The 25991-nt window shown below is 71.4% G+C and carries 25 protein-coding genes; 11 read left to right on the top strand and 14 right to left on the bottom strand.

Annotation, left to right across the window (positions count from 1 at the left end; all coding sequences use genetic code 11):
- Positions 1 to 20 precede the first annotated feature (20 nt).
- A complete protein-coding gene (locus tag ACIBI9_RS06615) occupies positions 21 to 1781 on the top strand; it encodes a thiamine pyrophosphate-dependent enzyme (RefSeq protein WP_397220938.1) in 1761 nt (586 codons plus the stop codon).
- On the opposite strand, the gene ACIBI9_RS06610 is transcribed toward ACIBI9_RS06615, so the two are convergent.
- Complete coding sequence (locus tag ACIBI9_RS06610) at positions 1750 to 2517, bottom strand: IclR family transcriptional regulator (RefSeq protein WP_397220937.1); 768 nt, start codon at positions 2515 to 2517, stop codon at positions 1750 to 1752. The genes ACIBI9_RS06615 and ACIBI9_RS06610 overlap by 32 nt on opposite strands.
- A 79-nt stretch (positions 2518 to 2596) precedes the next feature.
- On the opposite strand from ACIBI9_RS06610, the gene ACIBI9_RS06605 reads away from it, so the two are divergent.
- Genes ACIBI9_RS06605 through ACIBI9_RS06590 form a run of 4 tightly spaced genes read left to right on the top strand, consistent with a single transcriptional unit; the run spans position 2597 to position 6516 of the window.
- A complete protein-coding gene (locus ACIBI9_RS06605) occupies positions 2597 to 3751 on the top strand; it encodes a 4-hydroxybenzoate 3-monooxygenase (protein WP_397220936.1) in 1155 nt (384 codons plus the stop codon).
- A gap of 30 nt (positions 3752 to 3781) precedes the next feature.
- The gene (locus tag ACIBI9_RS06600; RefSeq protein WP_397220935.1) at positions 3782 to 5047 is read left to right on the top strand and encodes a lyase family protein; all 1266 of its coding nucleotides are present in this window, start codon (positions 3782 to 3784) and stop codon (positions 5045 to 5047) included.
- The gene (gene pcaC, locus ACIBI9_RS06595; protein ID WP_397220934.1) at positions 5044 to 6177 is read left to right on the top strand and encodes a 4-carboxymuconolactone decarboxylase; all 1134 of its coding nucleotides are present in this window, start codon (positions 5044 to 5046) and stop codon (positions 6175 to 6177) included. Before ACIBI9_RS06600 ends, pcaC begins: the two co-directional genes overlap by 4 nt.
- Before the next feature lie 27 nt (positions 6178 to 6204).
- Positions 6205 to 6516 carry a DUF6401 family natural product biosynthesis protein gene (locus ACIBI9_RS06590; protein ID WP_397220933.1) on the top strand — a complete coding sequence of 104 codons (312 nt, stop codon included), beginning with the start codon at positions 6205 to 6207 and terminating at the stop codon, positions 6514 to 6516.
- 28 nt (positions 6517 to 6544) lie between these two features.
- Here the strand turns inward: ACIBI9_RS06590 and ACIBI9_RS06585 are convergent, their stop codons facing one another.
- Positions 6545 to 7357 (bottom strand): hypothetical protein, encoded by an 813-nt coding sequence (locus tag ACIBI9_RS06585; protein ID WP_397221811.1) that lies wholly within the window; start codon positions 7355 to 7357, stop codon positions 6545 to 6547.
- Between the two features lie 133 nt (positions 7358 to 7490).
- On the opposite strand from ACIBI9_RS06585, the gene ACIBI9_RS06580 reads away from it, so the two are divergent.
- The gene (locus ACIBI9_RS06580) at positions 7491 to 7865 is read left to right on the top strand and encodes a VOC family protein (protein ID WP_397220932.1); all 375 of its coding nucleotides are present in this window, start codon (positions 7491 to 7493) and stop codon (positions 7863 to 7865) included.
- 7 nt (positions 7866 to 7872) lie between these two features.
- Here the strand turns inward: ACIBI9_RS06580 and ACIBI9_RS06575 are convergent, their stop codons facing one another.
- From ACIBI9_RS06575 to ACIBI9_RS06530, 10 genes are read right to left on the bottom strand one after another with little or no spacing between them, the layout of a single operon-like run.
- Positions 7873 to 9267, bottom strand: a complete 1395-nt coding sequence (locus ACIBI9_RS06575; RefSeq protein WP_397220931.1) for an Nramp family divalent metal transporter — start codon at positions 9265 to 9267, stop codon at positions 7873 to 7875.
- Between the two features lie 35 nt (positions 9268 to 9302).
- Positions 9303 to 10214 carry a phosphoglycerate dehydrogenase gene (locus ACIBI9_RS06570; RefSeq protein WP_397220930.1) on the bottom strand — a complete coding sequence of 304 codons (912 nt, stop codon included), beginning with the start codon at positions 10212 to 10214 and terminating at the stop codon, positions 9303 to 9305.
- Positions 10211 to 10975 carry an HpcH/HpaI aldolase/citrate lyase family protein gene (locus ACIBI9_RS06565; RefSeq protein WP_397220929.1) on the bottom strand — a complete coding sequence of 255 codons (765 nt, stop codon included), beginning with the start codon at positions 10973 to 10975 and terminating at the stop codon, positions 10211 to 10213. Before ACIBI9_RS06565 ends, ACIBI9_RS06570 begins: the two co-directional genes overlap by 4 nt.
- On the bottom strand, positions 10972 to 12051 hold the full coding sequence (locus ACIBI9_RS06560; RefSeq protein ID WP_397220928.1) for an exo-alpha-sialidase: 1080 nt from the start codon (positions 12049 to 12051) through the stop codon (positions 10972 to 10974). Before ACIBI9_RS06560 ends, ACIBI9_RS06565 begins: the two co-directional genes overlap by 4 nt.
- A gap of 7 nt (positions 12052 to 12058) precedes the next feature.
- Positions 12059 to 12979 carry an aldo/keto reductase gene (locus tag ACIBI9_RS06555; RefSeq protein ID WP_397220927.1) on the bottom strand — a complete coding sequence of 307 codons (921 nt, stop codon included), beginning with the start codon at positions 12977 to 12979 and terminating at the stop codon, positions 12059 to 12061.
- Entirely contained in the window at positions 12979 to 13803 is an 825-nt protein-coding gene (locus ACIBI9_RS06550; protein ID WP_397220926.1) for an ATP-binding cassette domain-containing protein, read from the bottom strand. Before ACIBI9_RS06550 ends, ACIBI9_RS06555 begins: the two co-directional genes overlap by 1 nt.
- A complete protein-coding gene (locus ACIBI9_RS06545; RefSeq protein ID WP_397220925.1) occupies positions 13800 to 14594 on the bottom strand; it encodes an ABC transporter ATP-binding protein in 795 nt (264 codons plus the stop codon). Before ACIBI9_RS06545 ends, ACIBI9_RS06550 begins: the two co-directional genes overlap by 4 nt.
- Before the next feature lie 7 nt (positions 14595 to 14601).
- Positions 14602 to 15453 carry an ABC transporter permease gene (locus ACIBI9_RS06540; protein WP_397220924.1) on the bottom strand — a complete coding sequence of 284 codons (852 nt, stop codon included), beginning with the start codon at positions 15451 to 15453 and terminating at the stop codon, positions 14602 to 14604.
- Complete coding sequence (locus tag ACIBI9_RS06535) at positions 15450 to 16385, bottom strand: ABC transporter permease (RefSeq protein WP_397220923.1); 936 nt, start codon at positions 16383 to 16385, stop codon at positions 15450 to 15452. The genes ACIBI9_RS06540 and ACIBI9_RS06535 overlap by 4 nt, the downstream gene beginning before the upstream one ends.
- Before the next feature lie 3 nt (positions 16386 to 16388).
- Positions 16389 to 17954, bottom strand: a complete 1566-nt coding sequence (locus ACIBI9_RS06530; protein WP_397220922.1) for an ABC transporter substrate-binding protein — start codon at positions 17952 to 17954, stop codon at positions 16389 to 16391.
- A gap of 139 nt (positions 17955 to 18093) precedes the next feature.
- Here ACIBI9_RS06530 and ACIBI9_RS06525 point away from each other — a divergent pair, with 139 nt between their 5' ends.
- From ACIBI9_RS06525 to ACIBI9_RS06505, 5 genes are all read left to right on the top strand, one after another.
- Entirely contained in the window at positions 18094 to 19293 is a 1200-nt protein-coding gene (locus ACIBI9_RS06525; protein ID WP_397220921.1) for a four-carbon acid sugar kinase family protein, read from the top strand.
- 38 nt (positions 19294 to 19331) lie between these two features.
- The gene (gene pdxA, locus ACIBI9_RS06520) at positions 19332 to 20333 is read left to right on the top strand and encodes a 4-hydroxythreonine-4-phosphate dehydrogenase PdxA (RefSeq protein WP_397220920.1); all 1002 of its coding nucleotides are present in this window, start codon (positions 19332 to 19334) and stop codon (positions 20331 to 20333) included.
- 16 nt (positions 20334 to 20349) lie between these two features.
- The gene (locus ACIBI9_RS06515) at positions 20350 to 21123 is read left to right on the top strand and encodes a DeoR/GlpR family DNA-binding transcription regulator (protein WP_397220919.1); all 774 of its coding nucleotides are present in this window, start codon (positions 20350 to 20352) and stop codon (positions 21121 to 21123) included.
- A 452-nt stretch (positions 21124 to 21575) separates the two neighbouring features.
- Complete coding sequence (locus tag ACIBI9_RS06510) at positions 21576 to 23720, top strand: NACHT domain-containing protein (RefSeq protein ID WP_397220918.1); 2145 nt, start codon at positions 21576 to 21578, stop codon at positions 23718 to 23720.
- 133 nt (positions 23721 to 23853) lie between these two features.
- The gene (locus ACIBI9_RS06505; protein ID WP_397220917.1) at positions 23854 to 24174 is read left to right on the top strand and encodes a hypothetical protein; all 321 of its coding nucleotides are present in this window, start codon (positions 23854 to 23856) and stop codon (positions 24172 to 24174) included.
- Between the two features lie 18 nt (positions 24175 to 24192).
- On the opposite strand, the gene ACIBI9_RS06500 is transcribed toward ACIBI9_RS06505, so the two are convergent.
- Both ACIBI9_RS06500 and ACIBI9_RS06495 read right to left on the bottom strand, forming a co-directional pair.
- The gene (locus tag ACIBI9_RS06500) at positions 24193 to 24747 is read right to left on the bottom strand and encodes a type VII secretion system-associated protein (protein ID WP_397220916.1); all 555 of its coding nucleotides are present in this window, start codon (positions 24745 to 24747) and stop codon (positions 24193 to 24195) included.
- Positions 24748 to 24753: 6 nt separating this feature from the next.
- Complete coding sequence (locus ACIBI9_RS06495; protein WP_397220915.1) at positions 24754 to 25767, bottom strand: hypothetical protein; 1014 nt, start codon at positions 25765 to 25767, stop codon at positions 24754 to 24756.
- Between the last annotated feature and the right edge of the window lie 224 nt (positions 25768 to 25991).

Raw genomic sequence — 25991 nt, 5'->3', positions numbered from 1 at the left:
AGCGGGGTAGGGCGGCTCCCATGGCTCGAATCGCAGCGGAATCGCTGGTAGAACGGCTTGCCGAGTGGGGCGTCGACACCGTCTTCGGCATGCCGGGCGACGGCATCAACGGCATCATGGAGGGGCTGCGGCGCCACCGTGACCGGGTGCGCTTCGTCCTCGTCCACCACGAGGAGGCGGCCGCCTTCATGGCCACCGGCTACGCCAAGGCCACCGGCCGGATCGGCGTGTGCCTGGCCACCTCGGGGCCCGGCGGCATCCACCTGCTCAACGGGCTCTACGACGCCAAGCTGGACCACGTGCCCGTGCTGGCGATCACGGGCATGCAGGAGACGTCCGTGCTGGGCACCGGCTACCAGCAGGAGGTTCACCTCGACCGGCTGTACGAGGACGTGGCCGAGTACAACATGATGATCACCAACCCGGTGCAGCTGCCCTCGCTGGTGGACCTGGCGATCAGGACCGCCTACGCGCGGCGCGGGGTCGCCCATCTCACGCTGCCCAACGACCTGCAGGTGGCCGAGGCGGGGATGGCCCCGTACCGGGCCGTGTCCCCGGCACGCCTGCCGGAGACCGCGCCCGTCTACCTGCGGCCCTCCGGCCTGCCGCGCCAGGAGGACGTCGAATGGGCGGCCGAGGTGCTCAACAACGCCCAGCGCCCCGCCATGCTCGTCGGGCAGGGGGCGCTGCACGCCCGGCAGGAGGTGCTGGCCGTGGCCGAGGCCCTCGGCGCGCCCGTGGCCAAGACGCTGCCCGGCAAGGCGGTCATCCCGGACGACTCGCCGTACACGACCGGCGGGATCGGGCTGCTCGGCACCCGGCCGAGCGAGGAGCTGATGGACGAGGCCGACGTGCTCTTCATGGTCGGCACGAACTTCCCCTACTCCAAGTTCCTGCCGGAGCAGGCGCGAGTGGTGCAGTTCGAGGCGGAGCCGACCAGGGCGGGGGCGCGGATCGCGACCGACGTGCCCGTGGTGTGCGACGCGAAGGAGGGGCTGCGGGCGCTGCTCCCGCTGCTCACCGCCCGGGACCGCACCGCCCATCTAAAGAAATATCAGCAGATGATGACCAAGTGGCGGGCCGACATGGACGCGCTGGAGAACCCGGACCGGGCTCCCATCGCGCCGCAGTACGTCGTGTCCATCGTGGACGAGCTCGCCACCGACGACGCCATCCTGACCTGCGACAGCGGCACCATCGCCACCTGGGCCGCCCGGCACTGGACGATCCGCGGCGAGCGCGAGTTCTACCTGTCCGGGACGCTGGCGACGATGGCGCCGGGGCTGCCCTACGCCCTGGCCATGCAGCACGCCTACCCGGGACGGCAGGTCATCGCGTACGTCGGCGACGGCGGGTTCACGATGCTGATGGGCGAGTTCCTGACGGCGGTCCAGCAGCGGCTGCCGGTCAAGGTGATCATCAACAACAACAACTCGCTCGGCCAGATCCTGTGGGAGCAGATGGTGCTCGGCTATCCGGAGCACGGGGTGCGCTACCCCCAGCCGGAGGCCGACTTCTCGGCCTGGGCGAGGTCGTGCGGGGGGTTCGGGGCCAAGGTCACCAAGTCGGAGGACGTCGCCATGGCGATCGGGCAGGCGCTCGCGCACGACGGCCCGGCGCTGGTGGACGTGGACGTCAACCCGAACGAGCCGCCCATGCCGGCCAAGGTCTCCTACGAGCAGGCCAAGAACTTCGCGCAGGCGTTCCTCAAGGGGCAGCCGCACAAGGCCGCCATCGCCACGACCCTGTTCAAGGACCGGATCCAGCGGCTGGGGGAATAGCCCTCGCGATCGCCGCCGCGGTGCTCAGCAGGGGGTCGATCAGCTGCGGCAGCTCGCGGGCGCGCCGCGAGGACAGCACGATGCCCAAGGCCGCCACGGGCCGCCCGTCCACCAGGATCGGCGCCGCCGCCGAGCAGGTGCCCAGGGTCATCTCCTCGTACGTCAGCGCGTAACCCTGGGCCCGCACGACGCCCAGCTCCCTGGCCAGCCGGCCCGGCTCGGTGATCGTGTGCGAGGTGGGCCGCTCGAGCTTGCGCGCGAGGTAGGACTTCACGAACCAGTCCGGCTCGTACGCCAGCAGCGCCTTGCCCACGCCCGTCGGGTGCATCGGCAGCCGGCCGCCCGTCCGCGACACGATCGGCACCGCCCGCCGGCCGTACACCTTGTCGACGTACAGGACCTCGAGCCCGTCGCGCACGGCCAGGTGCACGTTCTCGCGCGTGGTCGCGAACAGCTCCTGCAGCCACGGGTGGGCCAGGTCGTGGAGCCGGCCGGGCGCGAGCTGGCCCAGCTCCCACAGCCGCAGCCCGACCCGCAGCCGCCCGTCGGGCGCGCGGCTCAGCGCCTGCCACTCCTCCAGCTCGGCGACCAGCCGGTGGGCCGTGCTCAGCGGCAGCCCGCTGCGCCGGGCCACGTCGGTCAGGCTGAGCTGCGGATGCGCGGAGTCGAACGCGCCCAGGATGGCCAGCACCTTGGACGTCACCGAGCGCCCGACCTCCCGGGCTCCGCCTGCCATGCGCCAATCCTGCACGGTTCTTCCACTGAGCGGAAGGGAGACCTCGGCTGAACCGGGGTCGAGGCAGGATGCTTCCCTCATGCGAACTCAGGTCGGGATCATCGGGGCAGGCCCCGCCGGGCTGCTCCTTTCCCACTTGCTCCACCTGCGCGGCATCTCCTCCGTGGTGCTGGAGAAGCGCAGCCGCGACTACGTCGAGCGGCGGGTGCGGGCCGGGGTGCTGGAGCAGGGCACGGTGGACACGCTGGTCGAGGCGGGCGTCGGCGAGCGCCTGCTGCGCGAGGGGCTGCCGCACCACGGCATCGAGCTCAGGTACGGGGGCGCGGGCCACCGCATCGCGTTCGAGAAGCTGGTGCCGGGCAGGTCCATCACCGTGTACGGGCAGCAGGAGGTGGTCAAGGACCTGATCGCGGCCAGGCTGGCCGCGGGCGGCGACATCAGGTTCGAGGTCGAGGACGTGGAGGTGCACTCCCTGGAGTCCGGCCCGTACCTGACTTTCGGCGGCGAGCGGCTCGACTGCGACGTGATCGCCGGGTGCGACGGCTTCCACGGCGTGTCCAGGCCGGCCATCCCCGAGGGCGTTCTGAGCGTTTACGAGCGGGACTATCCCTTCGCCTGGCTGGGCATCCTGGCCAGGGTGGCGCCCTCGTCGGAAGAGCTGATCTACACCAGGACCGAGCGCGGCTTCGCCCTGCACAGCATGCGCTCGCCCACCGTCAGCCGCTTCTACCTGCAGGTCCCGGCGGATACGTGCGTCGAGTACTGGCCGGACGAGCGGATCTGGGCCGAGCTGAGGGCCCGGCTGGAGAGCGTGCCCGGCTTCACGCTGACGACCGGCGAGATCACGGAGAAGGGCGTCACGCCGATGCGGGCGTTCGTGGCCGAGCCCATGCAGTACGGGCGCCTCTACCTCGCCGGCGACGCCGCCCACATCGTGCCGCCGACCGGCGCCAAGGGGCTCAACCTGGCCGTGGCCGACGTCCGCGTGCTGACCGAGGCGCTGGCCGCGTACTTCGCCGACGGCTCGACCGGGCTGCTCGACGGCTACTCCGCCGCGTGCCTGAAGCGGGTGTGGCGGGCGCAGCACTTCTCGTGGTGGATGACGACGCTGCTGCACACGTTCGAGGACGAGGACCCGTACGCGCGGCGGCTGCAGCTGTCGTACCTGGACTACGTGACCTCGTCGGAGGCGGCGGCGACGACCCTGGCCGAGAACTACGTGGGCCTGCCGTGAATGATGGCCTGACTGAGGAGGTGGACTGCGTTGGGTTCTGACGGCGGCTTGCTCGCCCCGGTCTGGGCGGGGACGCGGGCGGAGGCGATCACCTCGGACGCGGCCTGGCTGCGGGCCATGCTGGAGGCCGAGGCGGCGCTCGCCCGCGCCCAGGCGCGGCTGGAGCTCATCCCGTCGGAGGCGGCCGCGGCCATCGACCGGACGGCCGCCACGCTGGTGCTCGACCCGGCCGACCTGGCCAGGCGGTCCCGCCAGTCGGCCAACCCGGTCGTGCCCCTGGTGTCCGACCTGCGGCGGGCCGTGCCGGGCGCGGCCTCGTCCGTGCACCGGGGGGCGACCAGCCAGGACATCCTGGACAGCGCCGCCATGCTCGTGGCCACGCGGGCGATCCGTGCCATCGTGGGCGATCTGAGCGCGATCATGCGGGATCTCAGCGAGCTGGCCGAGCGGCACCGGGACACCGTCATGGCCGCGCGGACGCTGGGGCAGCAGGCGGTGCCGACCACGTTCGGGCTGAAGGCGGCGGGGTGGCTGGCCGGTCTCATGCGCGCCCGCGCCCGGCTCCGCGAGCTGCGCCTGCCGGCCCAGCTGGGCGGCGCGGCCGGCACCCTGGCCGCGTTCGCCGAGCACGCGGACGCGCGGGGCGCCGACCCGGGCACCGCGCTGCTGCTGGCCGAGGTGTTCGCCGAGGAGATCGGGCTGGCGGCGCCCCCGATGCCGTGGCACGCGGAGCGCTCTCCCGTCACCGAGCTCGGCGCGGCGCTCACCGCCACGGCCCGCGCGCTGGCCAAACCGGCCACCGACATCGTCCTCATGGCCCAGACCGAGGTGGGGGAGGTGGCCGAGTCGTCGGCCGGCTCCTCGTCGGCCATGCCGCAGAAACGCAATCCCGCCCTGTCCGTCCTGGTCAGGTCGGCCGCGTTCCAGGTGCCCGCGTACGCGCAGGTCCTCGGGCAGGTCGGCGAGCACGAGCGGGCCGCGGGGGCCTGGCAGGCGGAGTGGCTGCCCCTGCGCGAGGCCCTGCGCCTGACGGGCGGCGCGGCCGAGACGGCCGCCGAGCTGGTGGCCGGGCTGCAGGTGTTCCCCGACCGGATGCGGGCCAACACCGAGCTGACCGGCGGCCGGCTGCTCGCCGAGCGCCTGGCCGCCCACCTCGACCGCAAGGCGCTCGAGGAGGCCCTGTCCGCGGACGGCCCGCTGGAGGGCCACGCCGAACTGCTCGATCCGGCGGCTTACCTGGGGGCGGCCCCCGAGCTCGTTGATCGCATCCTCGCCACCTACCGGGAGCAATCGTGAAACTCCACCACCGCATCGACGGCCCGGCCGACGCGCCGCTGCTGGTGCTCGGGCCCTCGCTCGGCACCACGATGGAGATCTGGCAGCCCCAGCTCCCCGCGCTCACCGAGTCCTGGCGGGTCCTCAGGTACGACCTGCCGGGCCACGGCGGCTCGGGGCCGGTCGCGGCCGGGTTCACCGTCGACGACCTGGCTCGGGCCGTGCTGGATCTCGTCGAGGACGAGCGGTTCACGGTCGGCGGCGTCTCGCTCGGCGGCGCGATCGCGGCCACGATCGCCGTCATGCTCACCAACGGGGCCGGGCGCCGGGTGCGCAAGCTGGTGCTGTGCTGCACGTCGGCCAAGTTCGGCGAGCCGGGGCCGTGGCTGGGGCGGGCGGCGCTGGTGCGCGGCAAGGGCATGGCGGCGCTGGTGCCGACGCTGAAGGCCCGCTGGTTCACCCCCGGCTTCGACGGCCAGTGGGTGTTCGACCGGTTCGTGGAGGTGGACGCCAAGTCGTACGCGGCCTGCTGCGAGGCCATCGCCGGCTTCGACCTGACCCGCCGCCTGGAGGAGATCACCGCGCCCACGCTGGTGATCGCCGGTTCCGAGGACCCGGCCACGCCGCTCGACCACGCGCTCACGCTGGCCGGCAACATCCCGGGCGCGTCCCTGACGGTGGTGCCCAGGGCCTCGCACCTGGCGAACGTGGAGCGCCCCGACGCGGTGACCGCCGCGGTCCTGGGCCACCTGCGGGCCGACGAACCCGCCGAGGACGCCTTGGCGGCGGGCATGCGCACCAGGCGGGAGGTGCTCGGGGACGCGCACGTCGACCGGGCGGTCGCCGCCACCACCGACTTCACCCGCGACTTCCAGGAGCTCATCACCCGCTACGCCTGGGACGAGATCTGGAACCGGCCCGGCCTGGACCGGCGCACCCGCAGCTGCGTCACGCTCACCGCGCTCGTGGCCAGGGGGCAGATGGAGGAGCTCGCCATGCACGTCCGCGCGGCTTTACGGAACGGGCTCACGCGCGAGGAGATCAAGGAGGTGCTGCTCCAGACGGCCGTCTACTGCGGGGTTCCGGCCGCCAACGCCGCCTTCGCGGTGGCCCGCCGCACGCTCGCCGACATCGACGCGGAGGGTCGCTGACCTTGAGAGATGCTTTAAGGTTGTTTGGTGGTCTTTGAGGAGGGATGGGCGGTTTCGCCCCTGCGCTGGCTGATGAACACGCTGGGCGACGCCCAGCTCGCCCGGATGGGCGGCGACCCCGGGCTGGTCGCCGCGGTCGACCAGCACGCGGCGGTGCTGCGCGACGCGATCCCGCTGGACCGGGAGACCCTGGGCGACTACCTGCTGGGCTTCCTCGATGAACTGCGGGAGCGCGCCTGGGTCTTCACCGGCGAGCCGGACGCGGCGGCGCTCCGGTTGACGGCGGTCTGCTGGCTGGCCCGCGAACAGGGCTTCCTGGAAGACGGCCGCCCCGCCTGACCTTCTGGGCCAGGCGGGCGGACGGCGCTCAGTCCGGAGGCATCCCGGAGCGCGGCGGGGCGCCCGGAGTGCCCGGGGTGGTCGGAGGAGCGCCCGGGGTCGTCGGCGTGGTGCGCACGGGCTCCCCCGTCATCGCGCGGGCGTCCTCACGACCCCGCTGGTACGCCTCCGCGTGCGCCCTGGCCTGCGGTGCCTCCATCTCGATGCGACCCAGCCAGCGCTCCCAGCGCTGCTGCATCGGGCGGACGAGCCCGCCGCCGATGCCGATCGCCGCGATCGCGCCGATGGTGGCGAGGACCGTGATCAGCACCGGAGTCGTGACCGTGGTGGCCACCCCGATCTGGTTGAGCGCGGCGATGATGCCCAGCGCCCAGATGAAGACCGCCGCGGCGGTCGCCACCCAGCGACCGTAGGAGAGCCCGCCGAGCGCGCCGGCGAGGATTTCCCTGACCCCCATGGCGATCGCGCCCGCCACCACGATGATCACGATGGCGACCAGGGCCATGGGCAGCCAGCCCACCACGCTGTTCAGCAGCGACGAGATCGGGTTGGGCCCGAACACGCTGAACGCTATCTGGAGGGTCACCAGCAGGATCGCATAGTAGACGATCTTGGCCAGCAGGCTCCGGGCGGTGTACTTGCTCCGCTCCAGCCAGCGCCGCACGCCGCTGCGCTCCGCCGCCCGGTCGAAGCCGACGCGCTCGAGCACCTTGTCGACGATCTTCTGCAGCGCCTTGGCCACGATCCATCCGATGATGAGTATGACCAGGAACGCGGCCAATTTGGGAACGAATGTCGCTATCTGCCGCCAGGCATCCGTGAGGCCCTGGCCTATGTCGATGTCCACGGTTTCCTCCTTCGAGGAGCCACTGCAACGGCGCTACCCGTACAGACGCCGTGTATGCACACAGAGCATTCGAAACTTCGCATAAGGCGACATTTCGGCCAGGGTAGTCCAAGCTAGGATGATCGGCATGCATCGCAGCCGGGTCTATGCCCTCCTGATCGACACCCCCGCATCCGAGGCCGAGCAGGCGTCGGCGTTCTGGGCAGCGGCACTCGGGGTCACCGCGAGCCCGCTTCCCGGGTACGAGCAGTTCACCTCCCTGCACGACGCCGTTCCCGGCCTCGCCGTGGCGGTCCAGGCAGTGGACGACGCGCCGAGGTTCCACCTCGACATCGAGACGGACGACATCGAGGCCGAGACCCGGCGGCTGGTGGCGCTCGGGGCGACGGAGGTGTCGCGATGGCAGGAGTGCCGCATCCTGCGGGCGCCCGGCGGGCACGTGCTCTGCGTGCTGCCCGTGGAGAGCGACCGGTTCGAGGCGGAGGCGAAGGCCTGGCCCTGACCCGGGGTCACAACGGGTTCAGGTCGAAGACCTCCAGCAGCGCGTACACGCCGAGGAACGTGATGGCCGCGCTGCTCAGCACCAGCGCGACGGTCAGCAGCGGGTTGCCCCGGTAGCGCGGGTCCACGCCGGTGGAGCGCAGCCGCCACACCGCGATCACGACGCCGAGCAGGAAGACGCCGCCGCCCACCGCCCCGATCTGCACCATGAGGACCGGCGACTGGACGAACAGGTAGAACAGCGCCCAGATCGGCGGTAGGCACCAGGTGAGCAGCCGGACGACCTTCGTACGGGCGGCCGGGTCGGCCCAGTCGACCACGCCGAGCAGGCCGAGCGTGTTGGTCCACAGGCGCGGCACGCTGGCGGTGGAGCCGATGTAGGTGGAGTAGAGCACCGCGATGGCGCCGATGAGGAAGAGGTACTGCGCCCAGGGCCCCATCGTGTCGGTGTACATGCGGGACAGGGTGACGATCATCTCGTTGCCCTCGGGCACGAGCCGCTGCGGGTGCAGCACGGACGCGCCCATCGCGTAGAACGACAGCGTGCACAGTGTGCAGACGATCCACGAGGCGAGCACGTCCAGCCGCATGACCTTCAGCCAGCCCTCGGCCCGCGCGACCCGCTCGGGCGAGCCGTCGTCGGGCCCGGTCCAGCGCGCGTACCCCTTCTCGATGCACCAGTACGTGTACGTGGTCATCTCGTCGGCCCCCACGCCCGTGGCGCCGAACATGGCCAGGGCGATGCCGAGGGTCCCCGCCGGGATCGTGAAGCTGAGCCCCTCGCCGAGGTCGCCCGGCCCCCACCCGAACTCGGTCAGCGGCAGCCCCAGCGCCAGCCCCACGGTCGTCAGCGTGAAGATCGCCACCGAGATGACGGCCGCGCTCTCGACGACGGGATACTTGCCCGACTGCAGCAGCAGCACGCCGCTCAGGGTCACGATGATCACCCAGATCGCCATGGAGGCGCCGCCCAGCGGCTCGCCGACGATGGGCAAGAAGATCGAGCAGGCGGCGGCGGTCCCTCCGATGATGCCGCCGCGCTGGAACATCTTCGCGAAGTCCATGCCGATCCAGAGCCAGTTGATCCAGCCCATCCTGCCGATCCTGGGCGGCACCAGGCTGTAGCCCTCCAGGGCCGGGCGGCCGTTCAGGATCGTCCAGCGGGCCAGCTCCATCTGCACCCACACCTTGACGCCGGTGCTGAGGATGACCAGCCACAGCAGCGCGAACCCCGCGCGGGCGCCCATCGAGGTGGTCACGATCAGCTCGCCGGAGCCGATGACCGCGGCCGACAGGACCATGCCCGGCCCGAGCCGGCGCAGCCGCCCGCGCAGGGTGGCCGGGGGTTCCTGAACGTCCTCGGCGCGCAGCGCGTACGGGTCGGCGACCTGGGCGACGGTCATGGGTCCGCTCCCTTCGTGGGCTTCTTCGGGGGCTTTCACGTGCTCCTCCACTCGTTGACCGGCGGCTCGCCCCGCAGCACGCGCAGCACGTCCTCGGCGACCATCACGCCCATGTCCCGGTTGGCCTCGTAGGTGCAGGCGCCGACGTGGGCGCTCAGCACGGTGTTCGGGGCGTCGCGCAGCGGGCTGTCGGCGGCGGGCGGCTCGTCGGCGAACGCGTCCAGCGCGGCCCCGCCCAGCCGCCCCTCGCGCAGCAGCGCGGCCAGCGCGGCCTCGTCCACGAGGCCGCCCCTGGCGGTGTTGACCAGGATCGCGCCCGGCTTCATCGACTCCAGCTCCGCCCGGCCCAGCAGCGGGGGCGCGCCGGGCGTGCCGGGCAGGTGCAGGCTCACGCAGTCGGCCTCGGCCAGGCATTCCGCCAGCCCGGCCGACCGCACGTCCTCGATCGTCGCGTACGGGTCGTGCGCGAGGACCGTCATGCCGAAGGCGCGGGCGTAGCCGGCGACCAGGCGGCCGATGCGGCCGTACCCGATGATCGCGAGGGTCCGGCCGGCCAGCTCCGGGCCGAAGAGCTTGGGCCAGCCGCCCGCGCGGACCTCCGCGTCCGATCGCGCGATCTTCCTGGCGGCGGCCAGCAGCAGGCCGAAGGCCAGCTCGGCCACGGCCCTGGAGTTGCTGCCCGGCGCGTACACCACGGGGATGCCGCGCGCGCCGGCCGCCTCGACGTCGATGGTGTCCACGCCGACGCCGTGCTTGGCGATGACCCGCAGCCGCCGGCCCGCCGCGATGACCTCCTCCGTGACGGCGTCCATCCCGACGATCATCGCCTCCGCCTCGGCGATCCGGTCCAGGCCGCCGGTCTCGACCAGGCAGCCCGCCTCGCGGAGCACGCGCAGCGGCTCGCCGGAGTGCCTGGCGAACGTGGGCGTGGTGACCAGGACCCTCATTCGCCCCTCGCGGCCTTCAGGTGCGCGGCGGCCGCCTGCTCGAGGTGGACGAGGTCGGAGGCGACGGTGGCGAACGTGAAGCCCTCGGCCAGGCGGCGCGCGGCCAGCTCGCCGGAGGGGTTGTGGATCCCGGCCGCGATCCCGGCCGCCCTGGCCGCCGTGCTGACCTTCACCAGCGCGGCCTCGAACACGTCGGCGACCTCGGGGTCGTTCGGGAACCTGCCGCCCACGGCCAGGCACAGGTCGGACGGGCCCACGTACACGCCGTCCAGTCCGGGCGTGGCGCAGATCTCCTCGATGTTGGCCAGCCCGTCCGGCGTCTCGATCATGGCCAGCACCAGCACGCTCTCGTCGGCCTCCGCCGGGGTGGGGCCGATCCTGAGCATGGAGCGCATGGGCCCGTACGAGCGGCGGCCCTTGGCCGGGTAGCGGGCGGCGGACACGGCGCGGGCCGCGTCCTCGGCGGTGTCGACCAGCGGCACGATCACGCCGCCGGCGCCGAAGTCGAGCGCCCTGCCGATAGCGGCCGCCTCGCCGGACTCGACGCGCACCAGCCCGACCGAGCGGCCGCCCGCGTCGATGGCCATGAGGTTGGACAGCAGCCCCGCGTTCCCGATCAGCCCGTGCTGGGCGTCCAGCGCGACGTAGTCGTACCCCAGCCTGGCCAGGCGCTCGGTGGCGACGGGGGCGTCCAGCACCACCCAGTAGCCGACGCACCGTTCGCGCTCGCGGATCCTTCTGGCGAACTCGGCTGCGGTCATACGCGATCGATCTCCTCTGCCGGGATGTGGACGTGCTTGATGACTTTGCGGTGATAGGTGTAGGCGACGTGCAGGCCGCCGTCGGGGGTCTGCGCGATTGAGGGGTACGACAGCTCGCGGTTGAGCCCCTCGCGGGAGTTGTTGGTCATGCAGTAGCCGTCGCCCGTTTCGAGATCGCGCAGGTCGGGCCAGGTGCGGCCGCCGTCGGACGACAGGCCGAGCGTCAGCGGGGCCCGGGGCGCGCCCCAGAACGCCTTGCCCGTGGACTGGCCGTGGCCCTCGATCTCGTCGTAGAGCGAGGCGCGGCGCTCGGTCGCGTCCAGCCTGCTGCTGTTGTTGAACACCAGGGCCAGGCGGCCGTCGGCGAGCGGGGTGGCCTGGATGGAGGAGTTGTTGTTGGGCAGCGCGGTGGGCACGGGCGCGCTCCACGTCCGGCCCCCGTCGTGCGACCTGGACTCGTGGATGTGGTCCGCCCAGCGGCTGCGGAACAGGGCCAGCAGGGCGCCGTCCGGCAGGGGGAGCACGTTCATGTGCACGCAGCCCGTGCTGTCCGGGATCTCCTGGGCGCGCCAGGTCCGGCCGCGGTCCTCCGAGACGTACAGGGCGCTGGTGTCGTCGTCGCCCGCCCACTTGCCGGTGGCCGGGCGCTTGCAGCGGAAGGCCGGGAGCAGCCACCGGTCCTGGAGCACCACGATCGGCTGGCGGATGAAGACGCCGCCGTCGGGGTCGGCCGGGATCAGCGTGCGCACCGGCCCCCACGAGTCGCCGCCGTCCGCGGAGACCCGCAGCCGGACCTCGGCGGTGTCCTGGTCGCCCGCGTGCTGGGCGGTGTAGAGCAGCCACAGCTCGCCGTCCGGGGTGGGGAACAGGACGGGGTTCTGCTCGGAACGGGTGCCGTCGTCGGAGAGCCGTACGGGCGGCGACCAGGCGCCGTCGCGGAGCCGGGAGAACCAGATGGAGATGTCGGGCATGCCCTCCTGGGTACCGCCGAACCAGACACAGGCCAGGTCGCCGCCCGGCAGCGGCATGAGATTGGCCGCGTGCGCCTGGACAGTCGGGGCGGGTAGCAGATTCATCGGCTCCCTATCGGTTGTAGGCAGGCATCGGGCCGCGCAGCGTGTCACCCACGGCGTCGCAGGCGGCGGCCACGTCGGCGGGCAGCGGCCCGGCGGCCAGCGCCGCGAGGTTCGCGCGCAGGTGGTCGAGGCTCGACGCGCCGAGCAGCACCGCGTTCACCACCGGCTTGCCGGCCAGCCAGCGCAGCGACAGCTCGGCCGGCGGCACTCCAGCCTCCAGGGCGATCGCGTCGAGCGCCTCGACGGCCTTGAACAGGTCGGCGTCCCAGTACCGCTTCCGGTACATCTCGGCCAGCCGCGAGTCACCGAACCGCCCGCCGTCCGGCGCCCGGTCGAAGCGGTGCCGCCCGGTCAGCAGCCCGCCGCCCAGCGGGTTGTAGACCATCGTCCGCAGCCCGCCGGTGAGGGCGAACTCGGCGTACTCGTCCTCGATCCGCCTGGCCAGCAGGTTGTACAGCTGCTGGGCGACCACGGGCGGCGGGTCGATCCCGGCGATCTGCCAGGCGGCGTAGTTCGACACGCCCAGGCTGCCGATCTTGCCTTCGTCCTTCAGCTCGGCGACCGTGGCCAGGGTGTCCGCCAGCGGGGTCGCCCGGTCGGGCTGGTGCAGGTAGAACAGGTCCACGTGGTCCGTCCGGAGCCGCCGCAGGCTGCCCTCCAGGGCGGCCCGCAGGCCGGCCGGGGAGAGGGGCGCGTGCTCGCCGGCGTCGGGGTGGGGGATGCCCGCCTTGGTCGCCAGCACGACGCGGTCGCGGCGGCCGCGCAGCAGCTCGCCGAGGATCTCCTCCGCGGCCCCGCCCGCGTAGCCGTTGGCCGTGTCGACGCCGGTCACCCCGGCGTCGAGCGCGTGGTCGAGCATCCGCCCGGCCGTCCCGGCGTCCACGGTGTCACCGAACGTCATGGTCCCGAGGACCGGTTCGGGGCTCATCAAGGGGCTCCTTTCGCTGTCGCGAGGACGCCGCGCGGCTTGCGCCCCCGCATCGTCGTCGGATCGAGCGCCGCCGCGCGCAGCGCCCGCGTGTACGGCTCGCGGGGCGAGGCGAGCACCGTCTCCGTCGGCCCGTGCTCGATCAACCGGCCCGCCCGCATCACGAGCACCTCGTCGCTGATCTCGCGCACCACGCCCAGGTTGTGCGAGATGAACACGTACGTCAGGCCGCTCTCCCGGCGCAGCTCGTTGAGCAGCGCCAGGACCTGGGCCTGCACGGACACGTCGAGCGCGCTGGTGGCCTCGTCGCAGACCAGCACCTCCGGCCGGCTGGCCAGCGCCCTGGCGATGCCGATGCGCTGCCGCTGCCCGCCGGAGAACTCCGCGGGCCGCCGCTGGAGCGCGCTCGACGGCAGGCCCACCCGGTCGAGCAGCTCGGCCGCCGCGCGCTCCCGGTCCGCCTTGGCGCGCACACCGCGTAGTTTGAGCGGTTCCGCCACGATGTCGGCGGCCGTCATGCGCGGGTCAAGGGAGCCGTACGGGTCCTGGAAGACCATCTGGATCCGCGACCGGATCGGGCGCAGCCGCCGTTCGTTCATGCGGGCCAGGTCCTGGCCGTCCAGCAGCACCTCGCCCGAGGTCGGGGTGAGCAGGCGCACGAGCGCTCTGGCGATCGTGGACTTGCCGCAGCCGGACTCGCCGACCACGGCCAGGCAGCCGCCCTTGGCCACGGAGAAGCCGACGCCGTCCACGGCCCGGACCTTGCCGTTCGCGGTGGCGTACTCGACGACGAGGTCGCGCACCTCCAGCAGCGGCCCGCTCACCGGAACTCACCCAGCCGGGGCACGGCGCCGAGCAGCGAGCGGGTGTACTCCTCGCCCGGCGCGTCCACGATCTGCTCCACCTCGCCGCTCTCCACGAATCTCCCGTCCTTCATCACGTGGACGCGGTCGGACACCAGCCGCGCCACCCCGAGGTCGTGCGTGATCATCAGGATTCCCATGCCGGTGTCCTCCTGGAGCCTCAGCAGCAGGTCGAGGATGCCCGCCTGCACGGTGACGTCGAGCGCGCTGGTGGGCTCGTCGGCGACCAGCAGCTTGAGCCGCCCGGCCAGCGCGATGGCGATGAGCACCCGCTGCAGCATGCCGCCGGAGAACTGGTGGGGGTGGCGGCCGAGCTGCTTGCCCGGCTCGGGGATGCCGACCTGGGCCAGCAGGTCGGCGGCGCGCTCCGCCGCGGCCTTCCTGGACAGGCCCGGGTCGCGCAGCCGCACGGCCTCGCGCAGCTGGCCGCCGATGGTGTGCACCGGGCTGAGCGCGGTCATCGGGTCCTGCGGGATCAGCGCGACCGTCTCGGCGCGCAGCCGGGCCGCGGCGCGGGCGTCGCCGACCACGTCGTGGCCGTCGATCTCCACCCGTCCCGACACGACCGCCTCGTCGTCCGGCAGGAGCCGCAGCACCCCCATCGCGGTGGTCGACTTGCCGGAGCCGGACTCGCCGATGATGGTCACGGTCTCGCCCGGGTTCATGGAGAACGACACCCCGTCCACGGCCCGCACCACGCCGCGATCGGTCATCAACTCGATCCGCAGGTCCTCGACGTCAAGCATGCTCATCTCGCCGTCACCTCCGCTCGTACAGGGCGTCGCCGACGAGGTTGACGCCGACCACCAGCAGCACGATCACCAGTCCCGGCAGCGTCACGAGCCACCAGGAGGTGGTGATGTAGTCCTGGCCGTCGGAGATGATCCGCCCCCAGGTCGCGAACGGCCGCTGCGGGCCCGCGCCCAGGTAGCTGAGCGCGCTCTCCAGCAGCACGGCCTGGGCCAGCAGCAGGAGGACGACGAGCCCGGCGCGCCGGATGATGTTCGGGATGACGTGCACGGCCAGCACGCCGGCCCGGCGCAGGCCGAGCATGCGGGCGGCGTCCACGTACGGCTTCTCGCGTTCGACCAGCACCAGCGATCTGGAGATGCGGGCCACCTCCGGCCACTGCGCGAGCGCGATGACCACCGTGATCACCGGCACCGAGGCGCCGAACAGGGCCACCACGAGCAGCAGCATCATCAGCAGCGGCAGCGACAGCTGCGCCTCCAGCAGGCGGGAGACGACCGCGTCCACCCAGCCGCCGAAATACCCGGCCGCCGAGCCGGCGAGGATGCCGACGATCCCGGAGACCAGCACGGCGAGCACGCCGATCAGCAGCGACACCTGCCCGCCGTGCAGCACCCTGGCCAGCAGGTCCCTGCCGAGCTGGTCGGTGCCGAACAGGTGGCCGCCGGTCAGCGGCGGCAGCCGCCGCTGACCGAGGTCCTGCAGGTTGGGGCCGGGAACGGGCAGCAGGTTCGCCAGCGCCACCGGCAGCACGACCACGGCCGTGCAGACCGTGCCGGCCACCAGCTTGAGCCGCCGGCTCCGGCGCCGCCTGGTGGTGGCGGCCCGCTTGAGCCGCGCGGGCGTGACGGCTGTGATCATCGGCTGACCGCCTTTCCCAGGCGAATGCGGGGATCGAGTACGGAGTAGGCCAGGTCCACCAGGAACTGCACCAGCACCGCCGCGGCGGCCGTGACCAGCACCGTGGCCTGGATCAGCGGGTAGTCCCTGGTCTCCAGCGCGCGCACGACCAGCGAGCCGACGCCGGGCCAGGCGAAGACCACCTCGACCACGACCACGCCGTTCACCATGGCGGCGAACCTCGTGCCCAGCGCCGTCAGCACCGGGATCGCCGAGTTCGCCATCGCGTAACGCCAGGTCAGGCCGAAGGCGGACACGCCGCGCGAGCGAGCGACGGTGAGGTAGGGGGCCGCGAGGTTCGCGCACATCTCACGCCTGACCAGCCGCGAGATCAGCGCGATCTGCAGGATCGCGACCGTCAGCGTGGGCAGCACCAGCCCGCCCCACGTGGCGAACCCCGACGCGGGCAGCACCGGCACCACGATCGCGAACAACGTCAGCAGCATGACGCCGGTCCAGAACTCCGGCATGGACTGGCCGGCGATCGTCAGCACGTTCGCGGCCAGCTCCCTGCGGGTGTCGGCGCGCCGCGCCATCCACACGCCCAGGGGAATGGCGACCAGCGCCGTCACGAGGATCGCCGAGGTGGCCAGGGTGATCGTGTACGGGAGCCGGCTGAGCACGACGTCCAGCGCCGGGGCCTGGAAGGAGTAGGAGGTGCCGAAGTCCCCGGTCAGCAGATTCTTCAGGAACAGCCCGTACTGCGTGAGCAGGGGCTGGTCCAGCCCGAACATGGCCCGCACCTTCGCCAGGTCCTCCGTCGTGGCCAGCGGCCCCGCGAAGGACGTGGCCGGGTCGCCGGGCGCGAGCCTGATCAGCACGAAGACGGTGGACACGGTGAGGAAGACGGTCAGGACGCTCTGCCCGAGCCGCCGCACGGCGTAACCGATCATGGCTCACCCGTCCAGCCGCAGCGCGGCGAGGTCGTAGGAATTGGTCGGCTCCAGCGCCAGGCCACCCACCCGCCTGCGGTGCGCCAGCATCGTGCGGGGGACGAACGCCCACAGGCACGGCCAGGTGTCCCACACCGCCTGCTGGGCCTTGGCCACCACGGCCGCCCTGGCCTGCGCGTCCACCTCCTCCGCGGCGCGCCCGAGCAGCTCGACGACCTGGGGCTGGACGTAGCCCTGGTAGGTGTCGCGGGTCTTCTCCTTCTCGGGCGTGCCGCCGAACATGCCCTGCAGCGCCGAGTACGCCAGCCCGGTCGGGACCGAGAAGCCGTTGCCCAGGATGTCCCAGTCGCCGGCGCGGCCCTGCCGCCACTTGGAGATGTCGCCGCCCGGCTCGAACTGCTGCAACGAGCAGCGCACGCCGATCTGTTCGAGCATCTGCTGCACGCCCTCCATGAGGAGGCTGTCGCTGGGGAACTCGCCGGTCTCCCAGATGATCTTGAGGTTCAGGTCGGCCGGCCTGACCCCGGCCTCGGCCAGGAGCCTGGTGGCCATGGCCGGGTCGTGGACGTACTGGCCGGTCTTGACCGCGCCGGACAGGATGCCGCTGACCACGCCGTCGGCCGGGATCGCGGTGCCCTGGAGCACGTCCTCGGCCAGCCGCTTGCCGTCCACGGCGAACGTCAGCGCTCTGCGCACCCGCGCGTCGGCCAGCGGGTGGCCCGGCGGTTTGCGGAAGTTGAAGAACAGCTGGTTGATGCGGGTGCCGACGGCCGAGGTCAGCGCGACGTCCGGCAGGTTGCGCAACTGCTCGGCCGAGTCGGGCGAGATCGTGTCGATCACGTCGATCTCGCCGCTGCGCAGGGCCACGACGCGGCTGGACTCCTCCTGGATGAACCGCACGTGCACGGTGCTCAGCCGCGGCTTCGGCCCCCAGTAGGCCGGGTTCGCGCGCAGGGTGTAGACGCCGGCGCCGCGGTCGGACTGCACCACCGTGTACGGCCCGCTGCCGATCCCGCTCTGCAGCTCGGCCGGCTGGTTGGCCGACGACGGGGTGATGAGGATGTTGGCCATCAGGTAGTCGAGCACCGGCAGCGGCTTGTCGCTGCGCAGCCTGAACGTGCGCTCGTCGTCCTGCTCCACCCGCGGCCACTCGGGGAAGAAGGAGGCGATGAACGAGCCGTTCACCTTCTGGTACATCTCCAGCGCCGTCGCCACATCCTTGGGGGTGACGGGGGAGCCGTCGGAGTAGCGGGCGCCCGCCCGCAGCCGCACGGTCCACTCGGTGGGGGCGGTGAGCCGGAAGCTCTCGGCGAGCACCGGCTCGGGGGTCAGCTTGGGGCCGATTCTGGTCAGCGCCTGGCGCACGCCGCGCTGCACGGTGACGGCCGCTTCGAACTGGTTGAGCTTGTTGTCCAGGGAGACCAGGGAGCGGTTGAGCGCGAGGACCATCGATCCCGGCGCCGGGCTCCCGGTCGGGCCCGCGCAGCCGGCCGCGAGGCCCAGGCCCATCGCCGCGCCGGTCCAGAGGAAGGCGCGGCGTGAGATCTCGGGGGGTGTGGACTGAGTCATTCAGCCCTCCATCGAACGGGGGGTGTCGTCCTGTAGGGAGTGCGGGAAACCTCCGCGTTACTTTCCGGCAACTGTGGCATAGCTTGCGCGTTTCGTGCAATACTCGCCGCGTGATTTACGCAAGCCGAGGTGAGGGCGCATGTTCGTCCTAGCGGACGACCTCACGGGGGCAGCGGAGACGGCGGCGGCGCTCATGTCTCCCGCCCGTCCCGCGCGGATCGCGCTGTCCGCCCCCGTCGCGGCCGCTCCGGTGGTGGTGGCGGACCTGGACAGCCGGCACCACCCCAGGACCTTCGACCTGGTACGGGAGGCGCTCGCTCATGCGGGCGACCGGCGGGTCTTCGTCAAGGTCGACTCGCTGCTGCGCGGCAACGTGGCCGCCACGGTCGCCGCCTGCCTCGACGCCCCGGTCGTCTTCGCCCCGGCGCTGCCCTCCGCCGGTCGCACGGTCGTGGGCGGGGTGCCGTACCTCCATGGCGTGCCGCTGCGCGAAACGCGCGCATGGCGCGCAGAACCCCGCCCCGCTCCCGCCACCGTGGCCGAGGCGCTGGGGGACGTCCCGTGGGTCCACGTGCCCGTGGGTGCCGACCTGTCCGAGGCCCTCGCGGCTCTCGCGGCCGGGCGGGTGGCCGTCTGCGACGCCGAGACGGACGCCGACCTGGACGCCATCGTGGCCGCCACGCTCGGGGGTCCCGCCCGCCTGATCGGCTCGGGCGGCCTCGCCACCGCCCTCGGCCGCGCCCTGGACGGAGGCGCCGGTACCTGCGAGGAGGGCTCCCGCGCGGACGCGGCCACCGCTCGCGGCGGCGCCCTGGGCGGGGGCGCGGGTATCTGCGCGGGGGGCTCCCGCGCGGACGCGGCCACCGCTCCCGGGAACGGCCGGCTGCTGGTGGTGGTCGGGACGGCCGAGCCGGTGGCGGCCGAGCAGGTCGGGCTGCTCGTGGACCACGGGTTCGCACACGTGACACTGTCGGCGGCCGACCGCGCCACCGCGGGACGCGTACGGGACGCACTGACCTCAGGCCCCGTCGTGCTGACCGTGGGCGATGAGGCGGCCCTGACGCGCGCCACGGGTCCGTCCCTCACCCTCGCCCTCGCTGAGGTGGTGCGCGGGGCGCTCGAGGAGACCCCCGCCGACCTGGTCCTCACCGGAGGCGAGACCGCCAGGCGGGTCCTGGACGCGCTGGGGGTACGCGAGCTGATCCCCTTGGACCAGGTCCACCACGGCGCCGTGCACAGCCGCACCCCTCAGGGCCACTCGGTGGTCACCAGACCGGGCAGCTTCGGGGACCCCGACAGCCTGCTCCGCATCGCCACCCACCTCAACCCGGACCTCTGACCCTGACTCCGACTCCGACTCTGACTCGAAAGGCTGACATGAGCAGTACTCCTCTCATCGCCCTCACCATGGGAGACGGCGCCGGCGTCGGGCCGGAGGTGATCGTCGGCGCGCTCCTCGCCCCCGAGACCTCCGCGTTCTGCCGCCCGGTGGTCATCGGTGACGCCGCCCGCCTGCGTCTAGCCGCGACCTTCCTCGGCGTCCGGCCGGACGTGGTCACGGTGGACGGCGTCGCCGGAGCGGCGTTCGAGGCGGGGCGGATCAACGTCATCGACCCCGAAATCCTCCCCGAGGACCTGCCGTGGGGCGAGGTGTCGCCGGTCGCGGGCCATGCGGCCTACGAGTACGTACGGCTGGCCAGCGAGCTGGCGATGGCCGGGGACGTACAGGCGATCTGCACGGCGCCCCTGAACAAGGAGGCCCTGCACGCGGCCGGGCACATCTTCCCCGGCCACACCGAACTCCTCGCCCACCTCACCGGGACCGAGGAAGTGTCGATGATGCTGTCCACCCCCAAGGTCAAGGTCATCCACGTCACCACCCACGTCGGCCTGATAGACGCGGTCGCCCGCATCGAGCCCGGCCTGGTGGAGCGGACCGTCCGGCGCGGCGAGGCGGCCATGCGCGGCTCCGGCCTCGAACGCCCCAAGATCGGCGTCTGCGGCATCAACCCGCACGCGGGGGAGAACGGCCTGTTCGGGTACGGCGAGGAGGAGGAGAAGATCGTCCCGGCGCTGGAGCGCCTCCAGGCCGAGGGCATGGACGTCCACGGCCCGCTCCCGGCCGACACGGCGTTCTTCCTGGCCGGCCGCGGCGACTACGACCTGATCGTCGCCATGTACCACGACCAGGGCCACGGCCCGGTGAAGATCCTGGGCCTGGAGGCGGGCGTCAACATCACGGTGGGCCTGCCGGTCATCCGTACGTCGGTGGACCACGGCACCGCTTTCGACATCGCGGGAAAGGGCGTGGCGGACGCCGGTAGCATGATCGAAGCCCTCCGCCAGGCGGCCGAGCTGTCGTCCGCGCAGGGCGTGTGAGGGGAAGGGACCGTCCATGGGCCGCGCAGCACAGGTTCGCCGCGACGAGATCGTCCGGCTGGCCACCACCACCGGCCTGGCCAGCGTCGAGGAGCTGTCGGCCCAGCTGGGCGTGACGGCCTCCACCATCCGCCGCGACCTGGCCCACCTCAAGGCCGCGGGCCTGCTGGCCCGCACGTACGGCGGCGCCATGGCCGTGGTCACCCACCCGGAGGCCTCACTCAGGCAACGCATCGGCGAGGCCTTCGAGGCGAAACGGGCGATAGCCGCCTGGGCGGCGTCCCAGATCCGCCCGGGGGAGACCATCCTCCTGGACGCCGGCTCGACCACGGGCGCCCTGGCCCACGAACTGCGTACCGCCGTGGACCTGACCGTCGCCACCACGGGCCTGAACGCCCTCCAGGAGCTCGCGGGCGCGACGGGCGTCCACGTCGAATGCCTGGGCGGCACCCTCCGCCACGTGAGCCAGGGCTTCATCGGCCCCCTGGCGGAGGCGGCCCTGAGCCGGATGACCTTCGACCGGGTCTTCCTGGGCGCCGACGGGGTGACGGCGGAGGACGGCATCTGCGAGGCCAGCCTGCAGCAGACCCGCCTCAAGGAGCTCATGATCGCCCGCTCCCGCCACGTCTACCTGCTCGTCCACGCCGCCAAACTCGGCCGCCGCCCCTTCCACGCCTGGGCCCGCATGCCCGAAACCTGGACCCTCGTCACCGACTCCTCCGCCACCAACGAGTCCCTCAACCCCTTCACCACCAAGGGCATCCAAACCATCGTCGTAACCCCCGAGTAGGTGCGGCAGCTCCACCCGCCCGTTGCCCTACTGGGTGGTCATGCGACTGACACCCGCCCCGAACCAAAGGTGCTCGCTTCGCTCGCGCGCTCTCCCAGGCGGGCTGAAGCCCGCCCCCTGTTCGTCCTCGCTCCGCTCGGGCGCCTTCCAAGCGCTATCGCTCCCTGATTGCCCGACGGGAAGGCGGAGCATCTCGGCGAGGCCGACACGGGCAGACTGCGACGGTAATGCCGGCCCGCTGATCCCAGAGACATCGCCGAAGCCCAGTCTCCGGCTGTGGCAGTAACCGTGCGCAGCCGTGACCTACCCGTGAACCCGGGCGTGACGCTTTCCTAATGATCAACCTTTCGATTGGGGCTGCACAGTTACGCGGCGACGCCGAACGTTCGCACGATGGGGATATGGGACGCCAACGGGGCTCTCGGTGGCCGACGGCGGTGCTCGTGGCAGGCTTGGCATCGCTCGTCGTGCTGATCACCGTCGTCGTCGTCACCTGGATAATGCACGGCCCAGAGTTGGCCGAGAAGGTCGGATCGGTAGCCGCGCTTCTGCTCACGATATTGATGTTGGCGCTCAAGTTCATCGCCTGGTGGCGGCAGGGGAGAAAGCCGCTCCTGCCCTTGGCAGGCGTCGATATCGAACGGGCCAAGGACATCCTGGCGCGGCAGGTGGGCGCACAGTGGAAACACGAGGCCGCTCTGCGCTCGCTCGGCGACCCGGAGCCGATCCCCGTGCCGTGGCGGCTCACCGAACACGACGAGCTCATGGACCATCCCCGCCTGATCGCCGGCGGCGTACTGGCGTTCAGCGGCCAGGGCGCCGACATCGCCACCCTGACCAGTGGCTTTCGTGCCCTTCGGTGTCGACGTCTGGTGATTCTCGGCGGCCCGGGCGCAGGAAAGACGACCCTGGCGATGCAACTGTTGCGGGAACTCATCCGGACTCGCCAACCGGGCGAGCCCATCCCGGTCTTGCTGTCCGCAGCCCGCTGGAACACCGAGACCTACCCACGACTTCACGACTGGTTGGGCAAGTGCCTCAGCATGGACTATCCAGATCTACGCGTCGAAAATCCCGGCTCAGACGCGCCACGCGCCTTGGCGGCGGCCAGCGAGATCCTGCCCATACTTGATGGGCTGGACGAACTGCGCGAGGACGCCCGCACCAAGATGCTGGCCGCGCTCAACAGCTCGATGGACGAGTCCGACCAGTTGATCCTCACCAGCCGCTCCACCGAGTTCAGACAGGCGGTCGAGGCGCACGAAGACGTTCTCACCGCGGCGGCGCTCATCGAACCCCAGCCACTCACCCCCGATGTGGCCGCCGACTACCTGGAGGACTGCCTACCGCCGAAGCCCCGGCCCACCTGGACGGAGGTTCTCAACGCGCTGCGCAAAGAGACCGCGCCGGCCCTGGTCGGAATCACCTCCACCCCGCTGGGCCTCTGGCTGATCCACGCCACGTACATCCTTGCCAGACGCGACCCCGGTCCGCTCCTGCATGACCCCCGGCTGCGCGATCCGCCCTCGCTGCGCGCCCATCTGCTCGATCTGCTCATCCCCGCCCTCATCGAATCGCGCCGGCCGTCGGACGATCCCGCGGAGCACTTCAGGCCACGCCGGGAATGGAATCCCGATCAGGTGAGACGCTGGCTCGCCTACCTCGCCCGCCTCACCCGTGAGACACGCGACCTCGCCTGGTGGCGCCTGGCCGACTACACCCTTTGCCCCGGCGCGGTGCGGCTCGTGGTCGGGATCGTCACAGGGCTGCTGGGCGGACTCCTATATGGCCTCTTGATCCTAAAGCTCGGGTATGACCTCAAGGCGGCGGCCGCCTTTGTGCTGATGACAGGGCTCCCCGTCGGGTTCGTCTCCAGTTTCTCTGCCAAGGGGTGGCTCAAGGACACCCCTGGACGTGCCCATCTCCGTCTCCGCAGGCGAATGGCGCCTGGTGCTCACCATGTTCGAAGGCAGATCATCTTTGGTTCCTGGTTCGGTCTTCTGATCGGGATCGGTTTCGGACTCTCCCTGGTCCCTCGAATAGAGCTTCTGTCTGGCGCTTCTTTTCCTTCTCCGGGAGTTGCGCTCCGAGAGACTTTCATAAACATGGTCGTGAACGGGGTCTTGTTCGCGATTTCCGGTGGGCTCGCGTTCGGGCTCGTGGCATGGGCGGAGCGACCGGCCCTGACCCGTGGCGCCAGCAGCGCAATGTCCAGTTGGGGCGCTGATAAGGCACTGACTTTCGTCAAGGCGATCTTTTCTGGGCTGGCGACGGCTCCCATATTCGGGGCCGTGATCCTGCTCACCTCTGTGGCCGTTGTCGATGTGGCACCGATGTTCGCGCTTGTAGATGGACTTGTGGAGGGGCTGATCGTCGGACTCGCCGGCGGGCTTGTGACGGGCAGGCATCATGCGTGGTTCGTCTTCACCATTGCCGTTCTCCGGCTGGCCATGCTTCGTCGGCTACCGCGCCGGCTCATGCCGTTCCTCGATGATGCCCACCGCCTCGGGCTCCTGCGCGCTGTCGGACCGATCTACCAGTTCCGGCATGCCGAGTTGCATGACCACCTCGCGGCCGGTGAAGACGCGAGGGGTTAGATCCCAGTACGGCCACGAGAGTCACCAATGGTGCACGTTTCCCGTACGACAACCAAAGTTCCGGTGAAGGAAAACTGGTGTCCACCACGGGGCCCCAAACTTGATCAGTCCCCAGGGTTCGGGAGGTGTCGCCATGCGCGAGGTGGACGTCTCGTACAGCGATCTCGCCACGGCGGTGTCAGAGTTCCGCCGGTTGTCCGACACCATGCGCGGCCATGTGACCGCCCTGCAGGCTGACCTGTCCGCCGCGGAGGACCCGTGGGGTAGCGGTGACTTCGGGGCCCAGGCTGGGGCGATCTACCGCGACCTCGTCGAGCGGCTGTTCGCGAAGGGGCACGGCGTCGCCGATGGGTACGGCACGGTGTCGGAACAGGTCCTGACCATGTCCGGCAACCACAGGGGCGCCGAGCGCATCTCCGAGCAGTCGTCCGAGGCCGTCGAACGCCTGCTGTGACCCGTCGCGGTCCCATGATCAGGGACGGAGCCGGTCGAAATCGGCGCGGGGAAGGTGGACGCCGAACGTTGCGGGATTGATCGCCACGCCGGCCCCTGGGGGGAGCAGGGCGATCAACTCGCCGCCGCGGATGCCGCGCCACTCTCGTACGCCGTCCGGGAGCGTCGCCGGAAGGTGCTCCCGGGCCGTGTACGCGTGCGCGACCTGGTCGTCAGGGTCGCCGAACAGCGGGATGCCGTCATCGTCCCCGATGCCGGTCAGCACCTCGGCGTCCAGGAAGAGCGGGGCGATCCTGGCGTCGTCGAGGTAGTCGGCGGAGCCGAGCTGGATCGCGGCGTCCAGTTCGTCGGTCGGCTCGGGGTAGCCGAGGGTGAGGGGTGAAGGGCGATAGTTCGGATTCGGGCGGTACTCTCCGATCTCTCCGTGTTCGTCCGCTTGCCAGGCGCCGATCACGCCGAACGGCGGCACCTCGCCATCGGGGTCGAAGTACTCGTCGATGACGTAGAGCCACTGGGCAGGCTTGGCGCGGGCCGCCGCACGCAACTCGTCGCTGATCGGCGGCGGTTCCATCATCGACGATCAGCTCCCGGGGTCGTAGTGCGGGTTGGGGACGAACCTGTTGTAGCCGCGGCGGCCCCTGCGGACCTCCTGCGCGCCGACGATGTAGCGGCGGTCGATGCCGCCGAGAAAGCTTACTTCCCGCTCTTCCGGATAGAGATTCTCAATCTTGTTCCGGCGTAACGTCCGGTTCATGTAGACGCCCCCAGGGGCGTCGATGAGATACCGGTAATCGCGCCGTCGGAGGAGGCGCAAGTTAGGGCTCCTCGTTGTCGACACGAATGCGGAATCCCAGGGGTCGCCCTGCTGCATCGCCAAAGACGCGCGGTCGCCCTTCGGCTGGAATCCCTTCTCGAAGATCTCGTCGGGGGCTCGGTCATCGCCGCGCCACAGGAATCGGCGGTCGGTCCGCCACAACGGGTTCGACACGTCGAGTTTGCTGAGGTCGACATGGCGCGCGGCGGCGTGCAGGGGGTCGCCGCGGAAGGACGCCGGCCACCGGCCCGGCTTTCGTACCATGGGAGCGCCGAGGCGTTCGCTCGCCTTCGCCAAGGGACGCAGCACCATGCGTGCGAACATCTCACCGAAGGCGCCGCGCAGCTTGGTCGCCACGATCTTCTCGGCCTCGAACGCCGCTGCTCCGGCGCCCGGCACGAATATCATCGCTGACAGCCGCATCACCAGCCGCATGAGTGAGTAGATGACAGCCAGCTTGTAGACGACCACGATGACGGCGGCGGCCAACAGCGCGAGCCCGATGAGCACGGTCGTCCCGGAGACCGACTCTCCCTCGGCTGCCAGACCGGTCGTCTCGTCTCGCCAGTCGTCGTGAAAGGCGCGCACGCCCTCGCTGTCGTTGCGGCTGTGCACCCAAGTCGTCAGGTCGTCGGCCTCGCCGGCGGTGCGCGTGGAGTCATCGCCGAACCGTGCCATCCGGATACCGCTGGCGGCCAGGCCCATTTCGTCGCTGTCGGTCCAGGTGTGGCCGGTCAGCGGTACAAGTGGGCGGAGCGCTTCCGGCAGTTCCAGCCCCATCAGAACCTGCCGTTCATGCGGGGGGAGAAGGCGGATCGCCCTCCTCGCGGTGAAGAGGGTGGACGTGAACGCCGGCTAACACCGGGGATGTCCTCTTCAACCGAGGTCGAACAGCTTGACCTCACGGTAGGGGAGTTCGTCTTCGCCGTGAACGCGACACCACGCCCCGTCCCAGACATACTCGGCAGCGCGCCGCCGGCTGGCCGCTCAAGGCGGTCAGTGAC

This window comes from Nonomuraea sp. NPDC050451, assembly GCF_044458585.1.
This window is presented reverse-complemented; position numbering and strand designations above follow the sequence as displayed.

Bases quoted from the DNA above. Each gene is read 5' to 3' on its own strand.
- ACIBI9_RS06530 (WP_397220922.1), bottom strand. From the start codon at position 17,954: ATGACTCAGTCCACACCCCCCGAGATCTCACGCCGCGCCTTCCTCTGG.
- ACIBI9_RS06505 (WP_397220917.1), top strand. From the start codon at position 23,854: ATGCGCGAGGTGGACGTCTCGTACAGCGATCTCGCCACGGCGGTGTCA.
- ACIBI9_RS06540 (WP_397220924.1), bottom strand. From the start codon at position 15,453: ATGATCACAGCCGTCACGCCCGCGCGGCTCAAGCGGGCCGCCACCACC.
- ACIBI9_RS06515 (WP_397220919.1), top strand. From the start codon at position 20,350: ATGGGCCGCGCAGCACAGGTTCGCCGCGACGAGATCGTCCGGCTGGCC.
- ACIBI9_RS06610 (WP_397220937.1), bottom strand. From the start codon at position 2,517: ATGGCAGGCGGAGCCCGGGAGGTCGGGCGCTCGGTGACGTCCAAGGTG.
- ACIBI9_RS06605 (WP_397220936.1), top strand. From the start codon at position 2,597: ATGCGAACTCAGGTCGGGATCATCGGGGCAGGCCCCGCCGGGCTGCTC.
- ACIBI9_RS06500 (WP_397220916.1), bottom strand. From the start codon at position 24,747: ATGATGGAACCGCCGCCGATCAGCGACGAGTTGCGTGCGGCGGCCCGC.
- pdxA (WP_397220920.1), top strand. From the start codon at position 19,332: ATGAGCAGTACTCCTCTCATCGCCCTCACCATGGGAGACGGCGCCGGC.
- ACIBI9_RS06615 (WP_397220938.1), top strand. From the start codon at position 21: ATGGCTCGAATCGCAGCGGAATCGCTGGTAGAACGGCTTGCCGAGTGG.
- ACIBI9_RS06535 (WP_397220923.1), bottom strand. From the start codon at position 16,385: ATGATCGGTTACGCCGTGCGGCGGCTCGGGCAGAGCGTCCTGACCGTC.
- ACIBI9_RS06495 (WP_397220915.1), bottom strand. From the start codon at position 25,767: ATGGGGCTGGAACTGCCGGAAGCGCTCCGCCCACTTGTACCGCTGACC.
- ACIBI9_RS06545 (WP_397220925.1), bottom strand. From the start codon at position 14,594: ATGAGCATGCTTGACGTCGAGGACCTGCGGATCGAGTTGATGACCGAT.
- ACIBI9_RS06580 (WP_397220932.1), top strand. From the start codon at position 7,491: ATGCATCGCAGCCGGGTCTATGCCCTCCTGATCGACACCCCCGCATCC.
- ACIBI9_RS06525 (WP_397220921.1), top strand. From the start codon at position 18,094: ATGTTCGTCCTAGCGGACGACCTCACGGGGGCAGCGGAGACGGCGGCG.
- ACIBI9_RS06575 (WP_397220931.1), bottom strand. From the start codon at position 9,267: ATGACCGTCGCCCAGGTCGCCGACCCGTACGCGCTGCGCGCCGAGGAC.
- ACIBI9_RS06565 (WP_397220929.1), bottom strand. From the start codon at position 10,975: ATGACCGCAGCCGAGTTCGCCAGAAGGATCCGCGAGCGCGAACGGTGC.
- ACIBI9_RS06555 (WP_397220927.1), bottom strand. From the start codon at position 12,979: ATGAGCCCCGAACCGGTCCTCGGGACCATGACGTTCGGTGACACCGTG.
- ACIBI9_RS06560 (WP_397220928.1), bottom strand. From the start codon at position 12,051: ATGAATCTGCTACCCGCCCCGACTGTCCAGGCGCACGCGGCCAATCTC.
- ACIBI9_RS06570 (WP_397220930.1), bottom strand. From the start codon at position 10,214: ATGAGGGTCCTGGTCACCACGCCCACGTTCGCCAGGCACTCCGGCGAG.